At 39.4% G+C, this 25,076-nt stretch carries 16 protein-coding genes and 1 pseudogene; 1 reads left to right on the top strand and 16 read right to left on the bottom strand.

Annotation, left to right across the window (positions count from 1 at the left end):
* Window positions 1-98: 98 nt before the first annotated feature.
* The 9 genes and pseudogenes from KI363_RS02045 to araB all read right to left on the bottom strand — a co-directional run bounded on the left by KI363_RS02045 (window position 99) and on the right by araB (window position 12,176).
* Window positions 99-1,268, bottom strand: a complete 1,170-nt coding sequence (locus KI363_RS02045; protein ID WP_373306697.1) for a sn-glycerol-1-phosphate dehydrogenase — start codon at window positions 1,266-1,268, stop codon at window positions 99-101.
* Between the two features lie 30 nt (window positions 1,269-1,298).
* A complete protein-coding gene (locus KI363_RS22550) occupies window positions 1,299-2,636 on the bottom strand; it encodes a LamG-like jellyroll fold domain-containing protein (RefSeq protein ID WP_505744236.1) in 1,338 nt (445 codons plus the stop codon).
* A 33-nt stretch (window positions 2,637-2,669) separates the two neighbouring features.
* Window positions 2,670-4,085 (bottom strand): annotated as a pseudogene (gene abnB, locus KI363_RS22545) (arabinan endo-1,5-alpha-L-arabinosidase AbnB); the annotation flags it as partial.
* 140 nt (window positions 4,086-4,225) lie between these two features.
* A complete protein-coding gene (gene arfA, locus KI363_RS02035) occupies window positions 4,226-5,734 on the bottom strand; it encodes an arabinosylfuranosidase ArfA (RefSeq protein WP_212965219.1) in 1,509 nt (502 codons plus the stop codon).
* A gap of 202 nt (window positions 5,735-5,936) precedes the next feature.
* On the bottom strand, window positions 5,937-6,200 hold the full coding sequence (locus tag KI363_RS02030; protein WP_212965217.1) for a hypothetical protein: 264 nt from the start codon (window positions 6,198-6,200) through the stop codon (window positions 5,937-5,939).
* 13 nt (window positions 6,201-6,213) lie between these two features.
* Window positions 6,214-7,701: an alpha-N-arabinofuranosidase gene (locus KI363_RS02025; protein WP_212965215.1), complete on the bottom strand. Its 1,488-nt coding sequence runs from the start codon at window positions 7,699-7,701 to the stop codon at window positions 6,214-6,216.
* 216 nt (window positions 7,702-7,917) lie between these two features.
* A complete protein-coding gene (gene araA / locus KI363_RS02020; protein WP_212965213.1) occupies window positions 7,918-9,402 on the bottom strand; it encodes an L-arabinose isomerase in 1,485 nt (494 codons plus the stop codon).
* 55 nt (window positions 9,403-9,457) lie between these two features.
* A complete protein-coding gene (araD, locus tag KI363_RS02015) occupies window positions 9,458-10,153 on the bottom strand; it encodes an L-ribulose-5-phosphate 4-epimerase (RefSeq protein ID WP_158322254.1) in 696 nt (231 codons plus the stop codon).
* 298 nt (window positions 10,154-10,451) lie between these two features.
* Complete coding sequence (gene araB, locus KI363_RS02010; RefSeq protein ID WP_212965211.1) at window positions 10,452-12,176, bottom strand: ribulokinase; 1,725 nt, start codon at window positions 12,174-12,176, stop codon at window positions 10,452-10,454.
* Between the two features lie 316 nt (window positions 12,177-12,492).
* On the opposite strand from araB, the gene KI363_RS02005 reads away from it, so the two are divergent.
* Complete coding sequence (locus KI363_RS02005; RefSeq protein WP_212965209.1) at window positions 12,493-13,602, top strand: GntR family transcriptional regulator; 1,110 nt, start codon at window positions 12,493-12,495, stop codon at window positions 13,600-13,602.
* A 161-nt stretch (window positions 13,603-13,763) separates the two neighbouring features.
* Here the strand turns inward: KI363_RS02005 and KI363_RS02000 are convergent, their stop codons facing one another.
* The 7 genes from KI363_RS02000 to KI363_RS01970 all read right to left on the bottom strand — a co-directional run bounded on the left by KI363_RS02000 (window position 13,764) and on the right by KI363_RS01970 (window position 25,076).
* On the bottom strand, window positions 13,764-14,639 hold the full coding sequence (locus KI363_RS02000; RefSeq protein ID WP_212965207.1) for an ABC transporter ATP-binding protein: 876 nt from the start codon (window positions 14,637-14,639) through the stop codon (window positions 13,764-13,766).
* A gap of 1 nt (window position 14,640) precedes the next feature.
* Window positions 14,641-17,523 carry an ABC transporter permease gene (locus KI363_RS01995; RefSeq protein ID WP_212965205.1) on the bottom strand — a complete coding sequence of 961 codons (2,883 nt, stop codon included), beginning with the start codon at window positions 17,521-17,523 and terminating at the stop codon, window positions 14,641-14,643.
* A 15-nt stretch (window positions 17,524-17,538) separates the two neighbouring features.
* On the bottom strand, window positions 17,539-18,591 hold the full coding sequence (locus KI363_RS01990; RefSeq protein ID WP_191967457.1) for an efflux RND transporter periplasmic adaptor subunit: 1,053 nt from the start codon (window positions 18,589-18,591) through the stop codon (window positions 17,539-17,541).
* Window positions 18,560-19,255, bottom strand: coding sequence for an ABC transporter ATP-binding protein (locus KI363_RS01985; protein ID WP_212965203.1), 696 nt, complete (start codon window positions 19,253-19,255; stop codon window positions 18,560-18,562). The genes KI363_RS01990 and KI363_RS01985 overlap by 32 nt, the downstream gene beginning before the upstream one ends.
* A 171-nt stretch (window positions 19,256-19,426) precedes the next feature.
* Window positions 19,427-22,078, bottom strand: coding sequence for a glycoside hydrolase family 127 protein (locus KI363_RS01980; RefSeq protein ID WP_212965201.1), 2,652 nt, complete (start codon window positions 22,076-22,078; stop codon window positions 19,427-19,429).
* Window positions 22,079-22,464: 386 nt separating this feature from the next.
* Window positions 22,465-24,000 carry a glycoside hydrolase family 43 protein gene (locus KI363_RS01975; RefSeq protein ID WP_212965199.1) on the bottom strand — a complete coding sequence of 512 codons (1,536 nt, stop codon included), beginning with the start codon at window positions 23,998-24,000 and terminating at the stop codon, window positions 22,465-22,467.
* Between the two features lie 131 nt (window positions 24,001-24,131).
* Window positions 24,132-25,076, bottom strand: coding sequence for a carbohydrate ABC transporter permease (locus tag KI363_RS01970; RefSeq protein WP_158322263.1), 945 nt, complete (start codon window positions 25,074-25,076; stop codon window positions 24,132-24,134).

Genomic DNA, 25,076 nt, shown 5'->3' with positions numbered 1-25,076 from the left:
AGGCAATGCCATTTGATAAGTTAACGGTGCAACTAATGTATACATATACCGCCGACTTTCATGCCTAGGGAATCAACCTAGGAGAAAAAGGGCCGACATTAGCCCTTTTCATTATAGCTTTTCAACATTGTAAAACGGTCTCGCAACAAATAGGCTTCCTTTAAACTTCGGTCAACTAAATCTTGCTCAATTCCTAATTGTTCAGGAGTAGTCGGTCCTCCCAATTGTTCCATTAACTCCGTTAAGGATACGGCATCAGGAAGGGATTGAATGATTTTTTTCACTTCATCTTTCTCCTGAGATCCGTTAGGAAGCAGTTTTCCCTCTAGATACCATTTTGGATAAAGGCTGGACAATAAAATCGTGCTAACGCCAACCTTCGCTCCATGTAAAACCTGTCGTCTTTTCTTCTGAAGGAATTCCATTTCCCAATAATGGGATAGATGGTGTTCCCCACCAGATGCGGGGTGAGACTGCCCAAACATTAACATCGCTAATCCGGATTGAATGAGGGAATTCATTAAAATTTTCAATCCCTCTTCTTCCCCTCTAGCAATTTTATCTACTCCTAACATACAATCGTCTAATGCAGATTTCGTAATTTCTGCTGCAAGCGGACAGTATGGTTCTCCTTTTACGAGATGGTCAAATTTCCAATCAGCTAAAGAGGTAAATTTAGCCATCATATCGCCAACCCCTGCAGCAGTCATCGTTTTCGGAGCTGAAGCTAACACCCCAATATCGGCGAATAGAGCGATGGGCGAGGCAGTTGGAAAAGTCTTCTTTACTCCCTTAATAATGAGTGGCGCACCAAGTGAAGTAAATCCATCGACAGAAGCGGCTGTTGGGATCGAAATAAATGGTTTTCCTGTTTTGGCTCCGCAAAATCGCGTAATATCATGAATCGTTCCCGATCCCACGGCTAGCAAACAATCAACTTCATCATGAATCGCTAATAAAGCCTGGACAAGTGCTTGCTCATCCGCAACCACATCGCCAATTTCATTTGGCTCGATCAAACAGATCCCATAGGAAAGATCTAGTTTTTCCAGATAGGTGACCACTCTTTCTCCCGCTGCATGTAATGTATTTTCATCCGCAATCATCAATACATTTTTATAGTTCTTATCGGATAAAAACACAGTAAATTGATCATAAGCATCTGCACCCACCGTCATTTTCTCAATTGTAATCGGGTGATGTTCGTGGGAGCAGGAACAATTTTTATCTGCTTGGTTAACTAGTTCGATTACTTTTTCTGTATCCATTGATGTCATCCCTTTTTATGTCTAGTTTCATTATTTTCTCATCGAGACTTTTCTTCGTACATAGAACCATATTATACCACTTATGAATAACAACAAACCGATCACCATGCTGGAATACATAAAGGTCGCTGTATTTGGTAATTCTTTACCTTTCTTTTGTTTTTCCTCTTTGCCTTTATTTTTGTCTGGATCATTTTTATCCTTGATTGGAACAGCATCCTTATCTCCGTTTGTTTCGGGATCTTTCGTGTCAGGTTTCTTTTCAACAAGCTTTAATCCCTTGATCGCCGTATCCAAAGATTGAATGGCTTTCTTTAAGTCCTCTTCTGACTTGATTGTTGGAAGAGCGGATTCAGCCTCCGTTATCGCTTCTTGAAGAGCTTGAAAAGATTCCTTCGTATACTGACCGTCCTCATTGGCGTATTGCTTAGCCTTCTCTATTAATTTTTCCAATTCAGATACATCAATCGAACTTGCTTGTAAAGGGATCTCCCCTGTTTTAAAATAAGTGGAAATTTGCTCCTCTGACAAAGCAATACTATTGTATACGAGTAGTTCGTCCATTAACCCTTTATAGGCTTGGTCCCAGTAGTTTACCCCTAAACTAAATATAGCTTTTTTAGATGTAAAGACATTTGGAAACCCGCTATCAGAAAATTTCTTTTCACCATTGATGTAGACATTCAATGTCCCCTCTTCAACCGTGAAGGCAAGATGGGACCATTCGCTACTAGGTATCGTCATTCCCGTATTTCCATCAAACCATTCTTCTCCTGACCAAACCATTGTTTCGCCATTAACAGGGCCTCGTGGAACAAGACTGACCCACTGCTCCTCTGTTTGGGCGCCAAAAAAAGTTGTAGTAAATTCCGTTAATTCCTCTGGATTAAGCCATAAGCTTACTGTGTAAGAATCATCATGAATCAGGCCTTCTGGCAGTAAAATTCCAGATGAACCATCAAATTGGGCTGCCTGACCAAATTTCCCATCGGTAAATGGAATCTTCCCTCCAGGAAGATTGATTTGTTCTCCTACCACTTTTCCTGCATCTACATGATTCGTCTGATCTTCTAAATCACCATCAAATGAATAATGAGCAACTAACTTCCCCTCGACCTCAGCCAAGACTGTCACAATAAAGGATTTGGTTGCTTTCGCTTCTCCTTTTGAAATCGTAGCGGTTAAAGTCACTTCTTGATCTTTCTCCCCTGCAGCAGGGCGGATCACTTTCCCTTCCGTTGAAATAATCTTCGGGTGGGAAGATTCCCAAGTAACTTTGGCCCCAGAGATCCCGTCTGTCTGTAACGTAAGATCGGAAGTTACCTCGCTTGTATCCCCAAGATCCAGCTCTTTTTTAGTGAGCTCCACAATCTCTTCATCGCTCCGGTCCAAATCGCGTATTCCCCATATCGATTTTCCTTCATTTGATAAGGCTGTAAACACAATTCCTTCAGAACCTGCAACTGAATTCCATTGTTCTAAAAACACACCTTTGTACGTATTTCCTTCGATCTTTAAAATCGCAGTATAATCATCTTTTAATTCCCAAGTTCCTGTTCGTTCACCTGAAATCGTACCATCATCTTTTAAAGTAATGTTTTGTGCTTTTTTCAGATCCGCCGAAATATCTTTTTCATGATTAATAAATTGATAATTACCTATTATGTCTTTTTGATGGATCTTTTTTAGTTTTTCTCCCGTATAGCGATAAGGAGCCATAACAGGCCAACCATCTTCATTCATAAACATTTGGTGCACTCGTATTTCATGTCTTTCTCCTTTATTTGGAAAACGAGTATGGAAAATATTAAAGGATTTCCCTGTTTCCTTATCATAAAAAGTAGAATTATGACCTGGTGATACATAACCTTCAGTGCCATGATCTTTATATGATTGGAAGGTAAAATTCCCGATAAGTTTAACTCCGAATGGTTCTATAGCTTTATCATCAAAAAAAGACCCTTCTGGCCCGTGGGCATCTATCATATTATTTCCTTCACTGTCAAAGTAAGGGCCATCAGGATTTTCAGAACGGGCAACTCTTAAATTGTAACCTCCGACTGAATCTAATCCACCAAAAGATAGGAAAAGATAATAGTATCCTGTTTCTGCACTGTACTGAATATAGGGCCCCTCGATTCGACTGTGGTTAGCCCCAAGAAGCTTTTTACCATAACCTTGGTCAGGGTATGGTTTGGCTGTTTTTGGGTCGATTTCTAATATGTAAATTCCACCAGAATAAGAGCCATAGACCATCCAAAGTTTTCCTTGCTCATCAAAAAACACATGTGGATCCACTACATTAGGATGGTCTGTTGCATCGTAAGGAGTACCATCTTCACTTGGTTCTTTAACCATACCGGATTTCAAGATAATCCCTAAATCCTTATAAGGTCCCTCTACATTATCAGCAACAGCGACACCCATAGCCGACCTAGGAGAATCTCCTCTAGATGAATTATAGTACATATAAAAGCGACCATCCTCTAACTGGATCACATCGGTTGCCCAAAATGTCTCACTTTCAGCCCATTCAAATGTCTCTTTCATTTCTTCTAATGCATTGGGAATGAGCGGATTTCCTGGGTGAACTCCATCTGCAATTTGTTCCCAGGAAATTAAATTATTAGACTTCGCTGCTGCGAGGTGAGAACCAAACACATAGAATGTATCTTTTACCTTAATAATTGATGGGTCATGGACAGACGCGTTTTGAAATGTTGGGTTGTTTTCCGCTTTTGCAATGGCCGGAAACGGGAATAACAATACAAGCATAATCCCCCATACTAATATGCGTATCGCTCTGTTCTTTGTCATTATTTTTCCCCTTTGCTAATTAGTTTGCTATTGGAGATGTGTTTTCTAAGTTGAAGAACTAACTGAAGACATACTATAGTAGGATTTATGTCTACCCATAAATCAAATTTCTTAAGAAAAAGAGAGGAGGGCTCCTCTCTTTATGATTTTTTCAAACGAATTACGTTCCAAGATAACTTTGGTAATGATGCAGTGATTAGACCACTATCCAAACTAGCATTTCCATTTGTATGTGGAACAACAGCTTGTTTGGTCGCCGTATTAACCTGTTTTAAATCATCGTTTTCAAGCACAATATGCTCGACAATCTTATAGTCTGCAAAGTTACGAATATCGCAATCAAGCTGTAGACAACCTTCAAGATCACGGTTCACCGCAAAGATTGTTAATTCTTCTTGTTCCTCATTATAGACAGCGGTTGTATCTAATACAGGGACATCTGTAAAATCTTTGCTGTCATATTTTGGACTTGAGACGATTGGATTTAAGACTGTTCCTCTTCCGTATTTAGAAGCATGCATATAAGGATAGAAGATTGTTTGTTTCCACGCTGGGCCGCCATTTTCCGTCATAATCGGAGCGATGACATTGACAAGTTGGGCCATGCAAGCAATCTTCACACGGTCTGCATGCTTTAATAGGGTAATCAGCATGGAACCAACTAATAAGGCATCTTCAAAATTATAAATATCCTCCAGCTGCGGTGGTGCTATCGACCATGGCTCGATTTTCTGATCAGCCTCATTGGAATGATACCAAACGTTCCATTCATCAAAAGATAGATTGATCGTTTTTTTGCTGCGTTTTTTTGCTTTAATATAATCAGCGATCGAAATAACGGATTGAATAAAATCTTCCATTTCTAACGTTCTTGCTAAATAGTTGGCAACATCATTATCTCGATTTCCATAGTATTGGTGGAGGGAGATGAAATCGACTTGATCATAAGATAGATCTAGTACAGTCGCTTCCCAATCCGCAAAGGTTGGCATTGTCCGACTGGAACTTCCACAAGCAACGAGTTCAATTGTTGGGTCGACAAGCTTCATCACTTTTCCAGCCTCATTCGCAATCCGACCATATTCTACTGCTGTTTTCTGACCCATCTGCCATGGACCGTCCATTTCATTTCCCAAACACCATGTTTTAATATTATGAGGATCCTGATAGCCATGAGAGCGACGTAAATCACTATAATATGTACCAGAAGGATGATTGCAATATTCCACAAGATTACGAGCTGCATCGGCGCCTCTTGTGCCTAGATTTACCGCCATATTGACATCCGCATTGACAAGCTTGGCCCAATCCATAAATTCGTTTGTGCCAATTTCATTCGTTTCAATCGTTCTCCAGGCAAGTTCTAAACGACGTGGACGATCCTTTTTCGGACCTACACCATCTTCCCAATTGTAACCAGAAACAAAATTCCCACCAGGATAACGAACAAGTGGAACATCTAATTCTTTGACAAGTTCGATAACATCTTGGCGAAAGCCTTGCTCATTCGCAGTCGGGTGGTCTGGCTCATAAATACCGCCATAGACCGCTCGCCCCAGATGTTCAACAAATGATCCATAAATTCGCTTATCCACTTCCGACACTTTAAAATCCTTTTCCACAATCATCTTTGCTTTCTTCGTACTCATTGCTTCTCTCCCTTTCTTTACTCTCGGATAGAGTTGATTTAATCCCGTACAGAGTTGATTTAATCCCGTACAGAGTTGATTTAATCCCGTACAGAGTTGATTTAATCCCGTACAGAGTTGATTTAATCCCGTACAGAGTTGATTTAATCCCGTACAGAGTTGATTTTTCAGGCGTGCGACACGCCTGAAAAATCCAGTATCATTATGCTCCGATCCATTTAGATCCAGCTGGACATGGACATGTTCCAGCTACCATCTTAGCCTTATATTGAACAAGTCCCCCACTATACTTACAGGTTGTTCCGTAAAGTAGAGCTGGGCAAGTTTGACATTGCTGTAATCTTTCTTTATAGCTTTTTTTAGAAACCATTTTTACGCCTTTCTTTTCGGCATCTAACAGCAAATCCTCCACGAGTTCATTAGGAACAATGATACTTTCTGTGCAGCCTTTACAAACTAATTTCACAATCGTCTGTCTCCTATTCCAATGTTAAAACGGCTACTGACATAGCAGGCAATTTGGCTGAAATGGCTTGTCCTTCAGTCTTCACGTCTGTCCATGTAACTGGTTTTACATGTTCTGGTTGATCAAATGTATTATGTGCATCCATCTTATCTGCTGTGAGAATTTTCCCACTCATTTTGCTAGCGGATAAATCGAAGCCACGGAGTTCCAGATTAAGGTCTGCCTCATTCTTATGATCTAGGTTACATAAACTGATATGAACTTTCCCATCCTTATCTTTTGAAGCGGAAACGCTCACTTGTGGTAAAGATTCATCTCCAAATTGATATTGATCAAATTGGCCGTCTACTTGTAGTAAGGAAGCATCATGATGAACTTTAAACATATCAAACACATGATAGGTCGGAGTGAGTAACATCTTTTCTCCTTCCGTTAAAATCATTGCTTGTAACACGTTAACTGTTTGGGCAATATTGGTCATATGGACACGATCCGCATGTTCATGGAAAATATTAAAATGCAAACCAGCAACAAGTGCATCACGAATTGTATTTTGTTGATAAAGAAAACCTGGGTTTGTACCTGGCTCTGGATCAAACCAAGTTCCCCACTCATCAATAATCATGCCAATTCTCTTTTCAGGATCATATTGATCCATGATGGCACTATGTCGCGTAATGAGCGTATTCATATGTAGTGCCCTTTGTAAGGTAATGAACCATTCCTCTTCAGGGAAATCTGTTGCCGAACCTTTTCCTGTCCAAAATTCTCCAGGCATTGTGTAGTAGTGAAGACTTAACCCATCCATCATCCAATGAGCATTTTTCATCAATACTTCTGTCCAGCGGTAATCATCCACATTTGCTCCACCAGCAATTTTGTAAAGTTTGTTATCCCCATAATTCCGGACATACGTTTGATATCGGCGATAGAGATCCGCATAATATTCTGGACGCATATTTCCTCCACAGCCCCAATTTTCATTCCCTACTCCGAAATATTTTAGTTTCCACGGTTCCTGTTGACCGTTTTCTTTTCTCCAATTAGCCATCGGAGATTCTCCATCAAAGGTCATGTATTCAACCCATTCTGACATCTCTTGAACGGTACCGCTTCCAACGTTTCCACAAATATACGGCTCTGCTCCAATCATGTCACACAGCATCATAAACTCGTGGGTACCAAAATGGTTATTCTCCACTACACCACCCCAGTGGGTATTCACCATTCTCTTTCTATTTTCCCGTGGACCAATTCCGTCTTTCCAATGGTATTCGTCTGCGAAGCAACCACCAGGCCAACGTAATACGGGAACTTGAATATTCTTCAATGCTTCAAGCACATCATTTCTAATTCCATTCGTATTTGGAATGGGGGAATCTTCTCCAACCCAAATTCCTTCATAGATACCACGGCCTAAATGCTCTGCAAAATGACCATATATATTTTTATTAATCTTTGATTTTTCAATATCGGTATTAATGACAACTTTGTTATTCATTTGTCTACTCTCCCTATCTCTTTTTCGTAGTAATTATGGGTATGCGGACGATGATGTGCAACTTACCTCCATAGCAAATGGAATAAACAGGACTTCCTTAAGGAATCGAGTATATTCCATTTGCACTTTTAGAGGATGTCCAAGAAGTTTCGTACTCCTTTTTGAACACGCATTTTAGGAGTTTCAGAATAAATGCACATGATTTTCCGATAACTCTTATTTATAAAAAAGCTGATTCAAACGCAACTCATTTTCAAAGGCATGTGTTTTTGTATCGTTATTAATGAGAACTGATTCGATTCCTAACAAATCTGCAAAATCCTTTAATTGCTCACTTGTCACACGATAAGAGAAGCAAGAGTGGTGAGCCCCACCAGCCATAATCCAATTTTCAGCTCCTTGTGACAACGATGGTTGAAGTTTCCAAAGTACTCGGGCAACAGGCAGCTTTGGCATATCCTTTTCAATTTTCACCGCATCGACTTCATTAATCACTAAGCGGAAACGATGACCGAGATCGATAATGGAAGCATTTAAAGCGGCTCCTTCGTGTCCATTGAATACGAGTCTTGCTGGATCTTCTTTACCACCAATCCCTAGTGGATGAACCTCAATCGTTGGTTTCGCTTCAGCGATGGTTGGACACACTTCAAGCATATGAGAGCCAAGTACCATTTCATTGCCAGGCTCAAAATGATATGTGTAGTCTTCCATAAATGATGTATCTTTTCCATCCGCTATAATTTTCATAAGGCGAACAAGAGCAGCTGTTTTCCAGTCTCCTTCACCACCATAGCCATACCCTTGCTCCATTAAGCGCTGAGTAGCAAGCCCTGGAAGTTGACGCATCCCATGTAAATCTTCAAATGTATTAGAGAAAGCTGTATAGCCACCCTCTTCTAAAAAGGCCTTCAGTGCCAATTCCAATTTGGCTTGATAACGGATAGAATCTCGAACCGCACCATCCTGAAGTCCCTCTGGAACAATTGTGTACTGTTCCGCATATTCAGCCATAAGTTGATCAATGTCTTGTTCAGATACAGCTTCAATTCTTTCAACTAAATCACCAACACCATATGCATCAACCGTCCAGCCCAGTTTGATTTGCGCTTCTACTTTATCGCCCTCCGTGACCGCAACATTCCGCATATTGTCGCCAAAACGTGCTACCTTCAAATTGTGACTTTCGGAAACAGCCACTGCTGTACGCATCCAGCTACCAATTCGCGTGCGTACTTCTTGATTTTCCCAATGTCCCACAACAACTTTTCGCTTAATGTTCATGCGACTGCCGATAAAACCAAATTCACGGTCACCATGGGCGGATTGATTTAGGTTCATAAAATCCATATCAATGCTATCCCAAGGAATATCGCGATTGAATTGCGTATGTAGATGTAGGAGCGGCTTTTTTAGGGCATTTAAGCCAGCAATCCACATTTTTGCCGGGGAAAAAGTATGCATCCACGTAATAATCCCCGCACAATTCTCATCCGCATTGGCTTCAAGAAAAAGTCTGCGAATGGAATCTGCTTCTTTTACAACGGATTTAAACACCAATTTATACGTCACAGCTGGATCCTGATCAAGACCAGCAACTATTTTTCGCGAATGCTCCTCAACTTGCTTTACAACATCCTCCCCATAAAGATTTTGACTACCTGTAACAAACCAAAATTCATAGTCTTTTACCTTCAACATAAACATTCACTCTCCTATTAATATTCGACATCATTCGCGGCGTACCAGGCACCAATTATTTTTGCCCATAATAAGCATTGGGGCCATGTTTGCGTAAGTAATGTTTATCTAATAAGTATTGGTCTAGTGGCTCAACATTTGGGTTAAGTTGGAATGAATGCAAGGCCATTTTGGCAACTTCTTCCAACACGACAGCATTATGAACAGCTTCATGAGCATCTTTCCCCCAGTTAAAGGGAGCATGCCCTCCCACCAATACACCTGGCATCGCTTTTGGATCTAATTGTAAGTTTTCAAACGTTTCAATGATCACATTTCCTGTCTCAAGTTCATAAGCTTGTTCAATCTCTTGTTGAGTTAACGGGCGAGTTACTGGAATTTCTCCATAATAATAATCCGCGTGTGTCGTACCAAGCGCCGGAATCGGCCTTTTTGCCTGTGCCCAACTTGTCGCCCATGGCGAATGAGTATGAACAACCCCACCAATTTCTTTAAAAGCTTTATAGAGTGCTAGATGGGTAGGGGTATCAGAAGAAGGGCGTAAATCCCCTTCCACGATATTCCCTTCCAAATCCAAGACAACTAAGTCATCAGCCTTCAATTCAGAATAAGCAACCCCACTCGGTTTAATGGCGACAAGGCCCTTTTCACGGTCAATCCCACTCACATTTCCCCACGTAAGAGTAACAAGGCCATATTCAGGTAATTGTAAATTCGCTTCCAATACTTTCTGCTTTAATTCTTCAAGCATTCTTTCTCCCCCGATCCAATTAAAATATGTGGTTCAAAAAAGAGGATAAAAAGGACCCGTCGGCTAAAGGCGCTGACGTCCTGTCAGCTACGCCGACACTAGCACTTCCTGTGCGTCGAAAGTTCGAGGCGGCGCAGCTTCGAGCAGCTGACTTGTACAGGATGTACTGACTTCTGCGTTGCCCACAGGACGTGGGCGAATTTAGCAGAAGATCATTATCCTGATACATGAGCAGCGGAGAAGCAAGCCAACGAAGAAATTCGCAGTGTCATTTTTACCGGACTTTTTGAACGTCCAATTAGAGACTTTGCTTTTTAATATTTTTAAGTCGCTTCATCACATCATTTTCACCACGGCCAAAATAGTTGTATAACGTTTCATATTCCGCATAAAGCTGTTCATAAACTCTTACACTATCAGGATTTGGTTTAAATGTTTCCTCTTTTACTCCACCCATTTCCTTAGCGGCATCGGTGATATTTTCATAGCCGCCGCGATCTTTTCCGGCTGCGACTGCACCAAACATCGCTGAACCTAATGCAGGGGTTTGCGAAGAGGCAGAGATTTTAATTTCAGTATTCAACACATCTGCATAAATTTGCATCATCAAAGCATTCTTCTCGGCAATCCCGCCACAAGCATAAATTTCGTTTACTGGGACACCACTGTTACGGAATGCCTCTACAATTGTCCGTGTTCCATAGGCAGTTGCTTCAATAAGGGCACGATAGATTTCCTCTGGCTTTGTTAAAAGTGTTGCTCCTAGCAATACGCCTGTTAAATCGACATCCACAAGTGTAGAGCGATTCCCATTCCACCAATCTAGCGCCAGAAGACCGCTTTCACCAGGTCGTAGTTTACTAGCTTTCTCAGTTAGCAACTGATGAATGTTTATTCCCTTTTCATTCGCTTCTTCGTCATAGGCCGCTGGGACGCAATTTTCAGTGAACCATTCAAAGTGGTCCCCAACACAGGATTGCCCTGCTTCATACCCCATTAATCCTGGCAATACCCCATCTTCTACAACTCCGCACATACCAGGGACAATCTTTTCCTCTTCCCCTAGTAAAATATGACAAGTACTTGTTCCCATAATCATTAATAGTTTACCAGGTTCTGTAATGCCAACAGCGGGGATGGAAACATGAGCATCGACATTTGCTATTGCAACAGCTGTTCCTTGTTTAAGTCCAGTCAAAGCAGCCGCTTCAGCCGTGATTTCTCCAGCCTTTGATCCGATTGAATAAATATCATTGGATAATTTCTCTTCGACCACATTTTCTAGGCGCGGATCTAACGCTTTGAAAAATTCTTTCGAAGGATAGCCTTTCTGCTTATGCCAAATCGCTTTATATCCGGCCGTACAACTATTCCTTTTAATTTCGCCGGTCAACCGTGAAATCACCCAATCCGTTGCCTCCACAATTTGATCTGCCTCTTCATAAATTTCAGGAGCCTCATTTAAAATCTGCCAAACTTTCGGAATCATCCATTCAGAAGAAATTTTCCCACCATATCGTTTTAGAAAGTCCTCTCCACGTTCTTCAGCGATCTTATTTAAACGATTCGCTTCATCCTGTGCTGCATGATGCTTCCACAATTTTACATAGCTATGCGGGTGCTCTTTATATTCTTCTAACATACAGAGAGGTGTGCCATCCGCTTTGACAGGTAGGACCGTACAAGCCGTAAAATCAATCCCGATGCCGATCACATCTTCTGCTGCAACATTCGCTTTTGTTAACACAGCTGGGATTGTCACCTGCAACACTTCTAAATAATCGTTTGGATGTTGCAATGCCCAATCGTCTTCAAGCCTTATCTTATTCCCCGGTAAAAATTCGTCCATTACACCATGGGTATATTCTTTAACGGAAGTCGCAATCTCACGACCAGAGCCAATTTCAACTAGAACCGCTCGACCAGATTGGGTCCCATAATCTACACCAATCGAATATTTTGCCAATCTCCTCACCCTTACATTCAAAATTATATTTTTGCTTAAATGGGTACAAGTCGTCATTGTCTTGATATTCTTTTTATGCTTACAACACTTGTACGTATAACTTAATAAACATTCTATCATGTCTTGTAAATTTTTCAATACCAAAGCTAAATTTTTGCTTTATCTTTTGTACTTGTATGCATCAGGTGATATATTAACTTCCATTTTTGATTCATTTATGATACTTTAATTTCATGTAGTTCGTGAATGGATTGCATTAAGTGCAAAATAAACATTAAAAATTGTCAGTACAATCTATACCAACTGATTTTACATATCGTTTCCTCCTATTAATGGGGAAGGGACGGAAGAAAAGCATGGAGGCAGGGATTTTATGGCACAACCCGCAAAATATATAATGGTGATTAATAAAATTAAAGAGTGGATACAAACAGGAAAGGTCAAACCAGGAGATAAAATTTATTCCGAGAATGAACTCTCTAAAATGTTCCAAGTGAGCAGACATACAATCAGGCAAGCGATTGGGGAACTTGTTCATGAAGGCTTACTATATCGAGAGCAAGGGGCAGGCACATTTATTGCAGAACAACCTGAGACTCTTTCTCCCTCCCTTCCCAAACCAACGACTTCGGGTAAGAATATCGGCATTATTACGACTTACATCTCTGATTATATTTTTCCATCGATTATAAGGGGAATGGAATCTTATCTCACATCGAAAGGCTATTCCTTATTCATTTCCAGTACAAATAATGAAGTGGAAAAAGAAAAGCAATGTTTAGAAGCGATGTTGGAGCGGAATGTGGATGGACTCATTATTGAACCAACAAAAAGTAGTGGCTATAACCCCAATATTCCTTATTACTTGGAGTTGGAACAAAGAAACATTCCTTATTTAATGATTAACCAGTATTATTCCCAATTAAATCCCCCCTATATTTTAATGGATGACGAAAAAGGGGGATTATTGGCAACAGAACATTTAATTGAGCTTGGTCATAATAAAATCATCGGGATTTTTAAAACAGATGACTTACAAGGGATTTACCGAATGAAGGGGTTTATCAATGCCTTCCGCAATCATCGAATCCCATTTCAAAATGATACGGTTATTTCCTATACAACCGAAGATTTACCAAATGTTTTTCATGAAAAAATCGAAAAACTGCTGGCCGTTCCCGAACAAACTCCAACAGGCATTGTTTGTTATAATGATGAAATTGCTTTAAAAATTATTCATATTTTAAAGGCAAAAGGGTATCGGGTCCCCGATGACATTTCCATCGTTGGTTATGATAATTCTGCGCTGGCAGAAGCGTCAGAGGTGAAAATCACTTCGATTAACCACCCGAAAGCCCAATTAGGTTTTGATGCTGCAAAGTGGATTGTCGAGGCAATTGAACACCCAGATACATTTGAAAAACCGAATGTGACGTATGAACCCGAATTAATTATTCGTGAATCAACGAAAGCCATTCAGTAATAATTTAAACCTCATCAGAAGGCATCAATGATCATCGTTTCCTAGATTCATCATGGATGAATGTGAAAACAGGCCCAAGTCCCGATCTAGTGGTCTCAGGCCTGTTTTTGATTCCGCTGCTCTGATCAAGATCGGATCATGATCCTCTTATGCTTTTTAATTCAATTACTAGGATTGGCAATAATAATTTTTTCGTCTTCCATTTTGAGATGAACTTTGTTAGTGTTCGTAATCCCGATTGCCTTTAAATATTCTTCGGGAATTTGAATTCGTCGCGCACTATCTAAAACAGCTAATTCGACATGAGTTTCTCCTTGCGTGTCTTCCTTCACTACTTGATCTTGATGAAGCAATTGGGAACGACGCAAAATTTCACTTGAAGTTTTTCCGTCACGAATGGCAACAATCCGATCCATTTTACGTTTAAGTTGGGGATCATGAGTGACAATCACGATGGTCACGCCTAATTCCCGGTTCAAATGATGCAATACATCTAAAATCATATCGGCTGCTTTCCCATCCACACTTCCGGTTGGTTCATCTGCCAGAATAAGACTGGGTTGATTGGCGAGAGCAATCGCAATCGCGACTCGTTGCTGTTCGCCTCCTGAAAGGGAGCCTAATTTACTTTTAAGCCGATTGCCTAAGCCGACCATTTCTAATAATTCTTTGGCCCGCGATCGTTTGTGGCTCCCTTTAAGTAACATCGGCATTTCCACGTTTTCCACCGCTGATAAATACGGAATTAAATTTCTTGCATTATTTTGCCAAACAAATCCGACCGTTTCTAACTTATATTTCACAAGCTCCCGATCAGATAAGCGCAACAAATTTTTACCATCGACGATCAATTTACCAGCGGTCGGGCGATCCAGTCCACCAAGCATATTCAAAAGGGTGGACTTCCCACTACCACTACTGCCAATAATCCCCATCATTTCGCCTTTCTCTATTTGCAAATCCAACCCTTGCAAGGCGATGACTTCATGTTCCTCATCAATTTTATAAATTTTCATCAAATTTTCGCACTGTATCATATTAATCCTCACCTAGCTTGATCGCTTGATCAATTTTTATTTTTCGTAAAAATCCGATTAGAACTGCTGATCCAACGAGAAGCATGAGGGCGGAAAATAGATAAATCTTCGCCTCATCACTTGCATCTGAAATGACGGAAAAGGGTGGCATTAATTGATCAATGTTTAAAGATATTTTAAAGAGGGGAACATAGAGCATGCTCGTTATTCCGCCAACTAGAACACCAAGCCCACATGCTGCCCCTGATGTGAAAACCTGCTCCGAGATTAAAATCCCCATTAATTTCGGCATGGAAATTCCCATCGCTCGATAAATGCCATATTGCAATGTTCGCGCTTTAATCGTTAAGATCCAATAAAGCAGGAAGCCAATAAAGGAAATCAGTAAGGAGATCAAAAAACCCATCGTCATCATTCCATTCACACCAAGCAATAAAGCACTATTTTTTAATTCAGTTATTTGTGGAACAACATCACTCATTGCTGCCACCGCAATGTCCGCTTCTTCGATCTCTTTATACAACTCAGCACGCGAGGAGCCTGGCTTTGCTTTCATCCATACCTCGTAAGGTTCCAAACCAAGCATCGTCTGTACATAGGAGAGGTTGGCGACAACCAAAGCACCTACCTGTTCTTCCTCTTCATCTATTTTTTCCAATGGATTAAAAGTAGGCCAATAATCGATAATCTCATAGACAATAAATTCCCCTGTATCTGATCCTTGCCATTGTAAAGAAATTTCGTCCCCTTTTTGTAAGTTTAAGGCTTTTGCCGTCTCCCTTGAAACAAGGACTGCACTCGGTTCTTCTGCCAGCAGATTCAGATAATGGTACCAATGATACGGTAAAAGTGAGTCTTTAAACCAAACCGTTTCTCCAAAGTCCTTCGTCTCGATTGCCATTAATTGTCCGTATGAGATGTTCTTTTCCTCATCCACTGACACGGTTAATTCCTCTTTTTGGAAAACCTTTGCTGTTTGATCCACATGTTTTAACTTTGCAATCGGTTCAAATGGTGGTTCGGTATAAACAACTTCTTGTTCCTCTAGTTCCGCAGACTTTTCTTCATCTGTTTCTTCAGCTCCTGGAGTTGGATAGCCCATTGCATTAGGGGGTGGTAAATTATCTTGCCACCTCACTTGCATACGGATTTCTGCTCCCTGCTCATAGAGCAACTGTTCTTCCAAATTCGTATTAATCGTTCTGGCCGCACTTGCACTAAAGACCCCCATTCCAATCGTCATCACTAAAAAGAGCATTAAAAATTTATACTGTTTGGAGGAACGACTTACTTGTAGAAGGGTACTATAAAGTGGTAATGGCCAAAACCGTTCTCCTAATTTAAAAATCACCTTCATAATCCATGGATACACCCGTAAGACGACTAATCCAAACCCGACAATAAAGAGAGCCGGCAAAAAGAATAGCACAGGATCAATCGATACATCAGCACTTTCAATATTGAACGTAAGCAATTCTTTCTGTCTTTTATTAAACGTTACCAACCCATAGATTGCGACTCCTAACAGAGCCAATTCTAGAATTGCCAATGACCATTGCATTTTCCCTTGGTGGCGTACTTTTCCTTGCTTATGGCTGACAATACTACTCCCTGAAGCATGGATGACCGGAATCATCACCATCACAATTGAAGCGAGTACTGTCCATAATGCATAGAGAAACGCATCTCCAGAAAGTTCGACAGGTAGAGTAGATCTTTGCACAAATTCTAAAAAGCCATTGGAAGCCCCTAATATTTTACATAATTGTAAGGCAATTATGGGTCCGAGTAGAAGAGCGAGCCCCCCTAAGATGGCTACTTCGATAAAATAAATGAACACAATTTGCAAACGACTCGCCCCACGGCTAAAGAAAACCGCAATTTCATTCAGTTGCCGCTCTATAATTAAGCGCGAAATCATAAACAAATAAATGGCAAGCATAATCAATACAGGAACGTTAAGCGACCATAGCATTGTCGTCATTTGTTTTCCTTTTTGATCATACGTCTTCAAGATGCCATTAATAGGAAAGTCAATCAGCATATTGGTTTCTTTGCCCCCGCTTATTTCTCGCTTCATCTTCCCTGGCAATTGTAACAAAGCTGGAAAATCTAGAGGGGTGATTTGATGGTAATCAAAAGCCGTATTGAATCGGGCAAACCATAAAGCATCCTCATGATTTTGTAAAATTTCATTGCGAAACCATTTTTCCGAAACGATAAAATCCTCACTCATATTATTAGAAACCAAGGTCCAATAAAGACTTTCTATCTCTTTTGTCTGAAAAACGCCCACTGGTTTCACTACATACTCCAAATCCAGATCTGCCCTGGACATTATAAAAGTTGAGCCAAGTACCATATTTCGTTTTAAAAGGGCTTCTTCTGTCACAAGTGCTTCGATGATCCCATCAACAGGTTCAGCCTGTGGAAGCCTGCCGTCCACTAGCTCAATTTCATCCTCAAGCCCTGTGATCATCATCAATTTCCCATCTCTTTGCTCTTTTTCCTCTGCACGCTTTTCCTCATCTTCATACATCGTTTTTAAAGCGATCGTGCCAAATGTAACATTTTTAGCCAAAATAGGTAATCCAACTTGTGCTGTAAGATCTGCGTTAACCTGTTCAGCTTTTAAAAAAGCTTGAGATGGCTTGTCAACACCAGGTGTCGCAAAGGAATCTGTAAAAGTAAAGATGCCAGGAAATTCCCCCGTTTTCACCTGATGATCTTCCAATTCCTTAATCAACAATTTTTGCATGACACCAGATGTATAAATTGGGATACTTGCTACAAGAGACACCGTAATCAGTAGACCAAGGAATAAGCTTCCTGTTAACCAGCGATTATTCAACATTTTGTTTATAATTAACTTCAATATGGCCATAGCTTATTCCCCCCTCTACTTCGTGATAATCTGATCGCCTTCTTCAAGTCCCTTTAACACTTCTACTTCAGTAGAGGTAACAATTCCTGTTTGAATATCTACTTCTCTTTTTGTGTTTCCTTCGATCAACTGCACATAATTTCGTCCGGTAATCGAACGAAGTGCATTTTTGGGAATAATGAGCGTATCTTTTTGCTTCGCTGTAATGATCTCAAAATCTATCATATCTCCAACTTTACTATCTTTCGGCATCTTCTTTATGTCGATCATCACTGTTCTTCCATAGAACTCAGGATCCTTTTGTGAAACATCAGACGGAACCGTTTTAGGGGTTTGGACCACTTCCCCGCTCACTTTTTCACCATCAATCTCTAGAGTAACCTTCATTCCGATCTCCACATCAGATAAATCCGCTGCTTTATTCGCCGAATATTGTAGCTTAAGATCAGTGACCTCTGCTACTTGAAAAATAGATTCATAGGCTGGGACCACGGCTCCCTGATTCAGTTCAGCGACAAATGTTACAACACCATTGATGGGGGAGGTGATTGTTGCTTCTGCCATTTCATTATTCAACCGGGCTAGATGATTTTTCCCTGCTTGAACATCTAACTCCGCTAGTTGAATATCGTATGTACTCCCCCCTTCTTGCGCCCTTACTTGCTGCAAGCGAATTTCCGCCTTTTGTAGTTCCAATCTGGCTTGCTCAATGTCATAGGCAAGTCCGCCAGTATCTAATACAGCTAAAACTTGTCCCTCTTTAATAGCGTCTCCATTATGAACCTTAATTTCCTTAAGCCGCCCGCCCTCCTTTTTATAAAACAAATCAACATTATTTTTAGGGACCATTGTTCCCAATCCCTTCACACTTTTGATGATTTCTCCCTTTTTAACCTCTACCGTTTTATAATCCAGTTGGGCGGGTTCGGTTAGGGGAGGTGCGAGAACGGCTTCCTCCTTCGGCAAGAACGTACAGCCACTTAGAAGAATAAGCAGCAAAGTGATGAATGAAGTATTGAATGAAACCCGATTATTTCTATACAATATTCTCATTTTTTTGATAGACAATGTTTCGATCCTCCAATGTATAAACATGTTCAATCATCTCTAAAATAACAGGGTCATGAGAAGTCATAATGATTGTCGCCTTTTGGCTTTTTACCAATTCTTGAAAGATGTCTATGATACGAAAACCTGTTTGACTATCTAGCTCTGCTGTTGGTTCATCAGCTAAGATCAACATGGGGTCTATCGCAATTGCTCGAGCAATCGCAACCCTTTGCTGTTCTCCCCCCGAAAGCTCATATGGGTAATGCTTTCTTCTTTTATATAGCCCTACGATGTCAAGGACCTCTTTTATTTTTGCTTGCCACAGTCCTCGCGAAGTTTGCGTGATTCGTAAACCAAATGCAATATTTTCCTCCACTGTCATAAAGGGAACTAAACCATATGATTGAAAAACAAAGCCCATTTTCTCCTGCCGCAGCTTGGAACGTTGTTTTTCATTGAGTGTCCCAATCGATTCACCTCCTATATAGATTTCTCCTGCAGTGGGATAGTCGAGTGCCCCAATCAAATTTAATAAGGTTGTTTTTCCAGAACCAGATCTCCCACGGAAGGCAACTAATTGATATGTTTCAATCGAAAGATTAATATTCTCCAATAAATCAACTTTGTTATTTCCATTTCCAAAGGATTTATATACTCCCTCGATCGTCACAATTGATTCCATCCTTCCCCCTCCTCTCGTAAAATTGATAGCGTTTTCAATTTTATCCCGCATTAATAGGCAGTAATCCCCCACCTTAAGGCTTTAGAATACGGAAAAGCATAGGTGGGGGATGGAAGTCCCCACTGATTAAAGTTGCACTGATATGTTTCTGAACTATCCATAAGATTACTATTACTTATTTGTCACCTTTAATAAATATTCCTGTTTTGTTCTGTGATCAGGTGCATAAATCGTTACTGTATGGGAGCCGTCCGCTAATGGGCGTGGTTTTGTTTCATTAATTAATATATCATCGATGTAGACTAAGCTACTATCATTTGCCAAATGGAAAATTAAACCGCCATTTTTTACTAAGGTGACTTCATATTTGGCAGAAGTAAAATCTTGAGGTGCAATCTGGCCAGCCGTAACTTCAATTTGTTTTAACTTAATCTTGCTCTCAAAACTCAGCCTTTTTAAAAAGGTAATTCCAAAAACTCTTGGTGTTTCCCCTTCAATCGCTTTAAATGTTAATTTAATCTTCCCTTCATTCGAAACCAAAGATTTGTCCAACAAGATTTGTTGGGAGATAAATTCACCTTCCCCACTATCACTGACAATCATTGCCCGTGTCTCTTGCTCATTCAAAATTACGTCCATACGTTTTCCTGCATCTTCACGATGAAAATCTAGTTGCAAATAAAAATCATCTTGGGTATGAACAGAAAATTCATAGCTAAACCACCCATTTTTGAAAGCTTTACGATAACGCTTGCCCCAAAATGCACCTACCTCAGATTGATTGTAAGTCATTTTCTTAGCATATTCACTATTATTTTCATCAAAATTGTGTAACTCAGCTAAAATAAGCTCTTGTTCTCGCAACCATTCTTTTTTCTGTTTAATCGCATCTTGAGCTGCTTTAGAATCTGCATTTACTAATTTAAAATAAATCCCATAACGTTCGCCGTGCATTTCGTAATACGGAGTAAAAGTGATTTGCTCTTCAATATTGTGCGCTTGAAAAGCTAAAAGCTTATCTTCCTGTTCGATCGGTTGCATATATTCTGTAAAGTTTTCCCGCCAATCATCAGCAGTCACTGTTAAAGTATCGGGCAAGAGACGGTCCTTCGTACCTACGCGAACAATAATCCCATTTGGATTATCAGCGGAAATATTTTGAGTTCCGAGACCACCCGCTAATACATATGGACCATATTCAAACGCTACATAATTAGAATTATCTTTTGTCGACACCATTTTCAAGTAAGGGGCAAACTTAATCATGACGGTTTCATTTTTCCCAACGCGCTGTTTTAGATAAGCAAATCCATTTTTTAATTCATAATCCGCTTGCACACCATTGTGAAGCACTTCAAATTCTCCTGTCCAAGCTGGAATCCGCAATGCTATATAGATTGGCTTCACTTCATTTCCACTTATTGAACTTGTCGTAAACGTAAAAATACTATTCTTCCGATCGGAATGTTGGACAAGCTTCATATTTCGATCGGTTATACTTACTTCATTTGAGAAATAAAGATTAACTAAAACATGATCATTCTCTTGAAAATAATAAGTATCAGCTAGTTTGGCAAAGCTTTCTACCCCCGTTCCTGTACAACACCAAAATTCATCATAAGGACGGTTATATACTTTATTATATCCGGCACCCATTGGTTGAAAGTACATCATCATCCCGTTTTCAGGATTTTGCGAAGCTAGAATAGCATTAATATACGTTCTTTCATAGTAATCTAAATATTTTGGATCCTCGGTGAGAAAGTACAAATTGCGGGTTAGCTTTAGCATATTATGAGTATTGCAAGTTTCACAGGTACAATCTCCATTACGAACCTCTGCATCATAATAAAGCGAATTGGGTTCATGAAAATGTTCACTTTGACTATTTCCGCCCGTACAGTATGTATGATTTTGCACGACAATATCCCAGAAACTCTTTGCAGCTGTAAAATAAACTGTAAGTTTTTCTTTTTCTTCATTAGAAAGGAATGAATAAAAATCCTTGTCTTGAAAAACTTGATATCTCTTTAATGCACCGACTAATTTCGGAATCTGCGTATTAGCATGTTTTCCTGGTAGGACATTTTCACGCTTAGCTAATTTTTTAAATAGCTCATCCTCATCAAAGTAAGTAGCCGCAACCATATGTTCTTTCTTTCTCGTTAATGCAAATAAATGATAGAGCGCATCATTCATCCCGCCATATTCAATTTGTAGCATTTTGTTTTTATCCGCTAATTTCATCATGCGATGATAAATATAATCGCCAAATCGACTAGCGACCTTTAGTGCCACTTGGCTTGTTTCTTCTTCTATTCCTTCTAGAGACTCATGAATAGCTAATAAACCCGCTAAAATTTTATGCAAATTATACCAAGGAACAAGTACATTCTCTTTATCTTCAGGTGAAATAACCTTTCCTTCTACTTCATCAAGTGCTGACTCCCGAAAAGCTGAAATATAACCAGCACTTTCTGGATGATGGAAAGCATAGTTTTCCTGGGCCTGGGCAAGACCTGCTACTGCAACTTGCATTTGTTCTAGTAATTGCTTTTTAAGAGAATTATTTTTCTCTGCATGATAGGCTAAGGCTAAAGCCGACATATAATGTCCAAAGAAATGACCTCTGAAATTAATTTTGTCGCTTCTTTCCCAACCTTGATACCCTTCTTTTGTTAAAGGTTTAAGCTTAGCAACTTTAAAAACTTCAAATAAAAATTTTTCCGATTTCATACTTAAAAGATAATGGACAAGATTTTCTTGAGCTTTTTTTACATAGGAATCTGTAATTGTAATAGCTTTTGTTTTAATTGTTTTCACTCAAAATACTCCTTTATACCATTTAATCAATATGTGTGTAGTAAAAGATTGACTATCGATATAACTATTAAACTTACGTGCCTTTTCCTTGTGATTCCTTAAACATTCCAACAGAGGATTTTCGATGTTCATTCACTATAATAAAAAGTATACAAAAAACAATTATGAGAGGAATCTCCCAACCCAAGCATGGAAAAGTATGAAGCAGTGTCCCTTGTACATAAGGTGGTGTGGGTGATGCCATTTTCGTTTCATGACTGAAGTGTACTTCCCATCATTGTACTTATTATGTTATGAATAAATATCCTCTTGCGTAGCTCCGCCCCTTTACACAGAGAGAGTTAAATAAACAAAAATTTCGGAACTCTATTCCCTTTAAGACTATTCTACCTTACTGGCTTATCGTTTCCAACTATCGATTTTTCATAATGGAAATAATCAAAATCTGCGTAACCACCGGTTTCCTGACTCGCATAATTAAACAAACCAATGCGATACCCCATAAAGTGGTCTAACGTATATTTCATTTCCAAAGTGCACCCTATTTTGTTCCATGTTTCTCCATCAATAGAATAAAAAAAGTGAGCTTTATCTAGACTATTTTCGAAATTGAATTCTATTTTTAAATCAATCCAATTATATACATACGGAACTTTTTCTATCCTTTGCTCGAAGCCCTCACCATTGTTTATACACATTATTACGTTCTTTTCGCCATTCGTATTTACCTGAATACCAACTGTACCAAATGTATTTTGTAAGGCAATTAAACCTGCGTGATCACCTGGTTTCATATTAGACAGATCGATACGCACACTCCCTTTACATGCTGGTCCTTCTGTACGCTGTGTTAGTGTATTACGTGCCTCTAGCACACTATTCACAACATTCCCTGTTGTTAACCTTAAAAATCCCTCTCTAACTGTAACTGACCAAAAGCGGTGGTCAGGATTATGATTCCACTGCCAATTTAAAGCTAATTGATTTTCCTTGTAATCAAAATCATCACTTATCACCAGTGGATTAGATGGCGTATAAGGTAGATCAACCTCAAAATGTTCAGGTGCTTTTCCATCTATTCCCATCATAGGCCAGTCATTTACCCATCTTACGGGCAAAACAAATGGGATCCTCCCAACAGCATCGTGATCTTGGAATAATAAGGCATACCAACTCTGATCTGTGGTATCAATAATTCCTCCTTGCGCCACACCATGATTACAATAATCCATATTATCATCTAACACAATTTTACGTTCATAGGGGCCTAACAACTCTGTAGAACGATAGCAAACCTCTCTTCTCCTTTGATTCCCATGTAAGGGCCATTCTATAAAAAGTAGATAATAATAACCGTTTATTTTATAAGCATGGCAACCTTCACATCGTAAACCAATTCCTTCTCGTTTTGTTTCTAAAAGTAATTGGTTTAGTCCGTCTGGTTTAATTCCCGTTACATCTGCTGTCAGTTCGGTAATAAAGATATCACCATTCCCATAAATAACAAAAACACGTTCTTCATCAAAAAGTAAGCTAGGATCATGAAATATCCCATTAATCACTGATCGTTGCCACTTACCTTTTTCAATATCATCTGTTCTAAAAATATAAAAACGCTGCATATCATTGCTGGAAAAACAAACATAATATAAACCTTTATGTTCTCTAAGGCTTGCAGCCCAAGAACCTTTTCCATATATATTTTTTCCATTCATTAAGTTATGCGAATCATTATCCTCCAGAATGTCATATACGTAATTAACAATTTCCCAATTAAGTAAATCCTTTGACTTCATAATCGGGCAGCCCGGCATAACATGCATACTTGTACTCACCATATAATAGGTATCTCCAACTCGGATTGGATCTACATCTGGTATATCCGCCCAGAGTATTGGATTTTTAATTGTTGTTTTACTCAATCTTTCATCTCCTAACAAAAGTGCTCGTTGTGTATACTAAAAAAACACTGATGATCCTACGGTACTCCTTATTCGTTTGCTTCTCCAGATTTTTAGGAATCCAGTAACCAGTTTTATCAATAATCTATGCATTATCCAACAATTCCCGTTCTTTCAATACTCTCAACAAAGTACCTCTGGACAAATAAGTAAATGATAATAAGAGGCAAGATGGATAGTAATATTCCTGTATCTTGAACCATGCTTAAATAAAATGGATCAACTCCAGATGTATCATCTTCTAACCGAATGGCCAGATTATAAGGTAAAGACGATAGTTGTGTTGACATTACCTTACTGGAAGTTAAATAAGTTGTGGTGTAAAAGCTGTCGTTCCATTGCCAAACAAAGGAAAATAAAGTCGTCGTAATAACTGCTGGTAGAGCGTTTGGTATCATAATTCGAGTAAAGGTTTTTCCAATTCCTGCTCCATCAATATAGGCAGCCTCCTCAATTTCTTTTGGGATTCCTCTAAAAAATTGGCGAAATATAAAAATATACAAACCAGCTTTTAAGGAGTTTCCAGTTATAGAGGTCAGAATAAACGGCCAATATGAATCTAACAAGTTTACTGACTTACCAGTAATGAGCGGAATAATTCCCATTAAAGTAAAATCTTTTAAGTTCATATAGATTGGTATAAGGATTGTCGTTGGCGGTACAAGTATCGTGAGTATAACACCACCAAATAACAAGTTACTGCCTTTGAATCTCAATCTTGCAAAGCCATAACCAGCCAAAGCACAAGAAATTACGGTTAGAATTGTGGTGATGGAAGATAATGAAACTGTGTTCCACAATGTTCCCCAATAATCCATAACCCTAGTAACTTCTTTAAAATTATCTATTGAAAAATTCTCTGGAATCCATATCACATTTGGTGAGTATAGATCACTCTTATGCTTAAAAGCAGTTGATATTTTTTGGAGAATTGGATATAAAATGATAAAGGATAACCCAAGTATCAAAACGAAACGGACTGTCGTCCATAACCATTTTTTCCAATTATCTATTGAAGTAAAGTTATTATAGTTCAT

The sequence above is a fragment of the Lederbergia ruris genome (genome assembly GCF_018332955.1).
In the GTDB taxonomy this organism is placed as follows: Bacteria; Bacillota; Bacilli; order Bacillales; family Bacillaceae_C; genus Lederbergia; species Lederbergia ruris.
The sequence above is the reverse complement of the archived record's forward strand: the minus strand, read 5'-3'. Positions and strand labels throughout refer to the sequence as shown.

Coding starts and splice junctions, on each gene's coding strand:
- KI363_RS02000 (WP_212965207.1), bottom strand. CDS start 14,639: ATGATACAGTGCGAAAATTTGATGAAAATTTATAAAATTGATGAGGAA.
- KI363_RS01995 (WP_212965205.1), bottom strand. CDS start 17,523: ATGGCCATATTGAAGTTAATTATAAACAAAATGTTGAATAATCGCTGG.
- KI363_RS01985 (WP_212965203.1), bottom strand. CDS start 19,255: ATGGAATCAATTGTGACGATCGAGGGAGTATATAAATCCTTTGGAAAT.
- KI363_RS02005 (WP_212965209.1), top strand. CDS start 12,493: ATGGCACAACCCGCAAAATATATAATGGTGATTAATAAAATTAAAGAG.
- araB (WP_212965211.1), bottom strand. CDS start 12,176: ATGACGACTTGTACCCATTTAAGCAAAAATATAATTTTGAATGTAAGG.
- araA (WP_212965213.1), bottom strand. CDS start 9,402: ATGTTGAAGGTAAAAGACTATGAATTTTGGTTTGTTACAGGTAGTCAA.
- KI363_RS02025 (WP_212965215.1), bottom strand. CDS start 7,701: ATGAATAACAAAGTTGTCATTAATACCGATATTGAAAAATCAAAGATT.
- KI363_RS02045 (WP_373306697.1), bottom strand. CDS start 1,268: ATGGATACAGAAAAAGTAATCGAACTAGTTAACCAAGCAGATAAAAAT.
- KI363_RS01970 (WP_158322263.1), bottom strand. CDS start 25,076: ATGAACTATAATAACTTTACTTCAATAGATAATTGGAAAAAATGGTTA.
- araD (WP_158322254.1), bottom strand. CDS start 10,153: ATGCTTGAAGAATTAAAGCAGAAAGTATTGGAAGCGAATTTACAATTA.
- arfA (WP_212965219.1), bottom strand. CDS start 5,734: ATGAGTACGAAGAAAGCAAAGATGATTGTGGAAAAGGATTTTAAAGTG.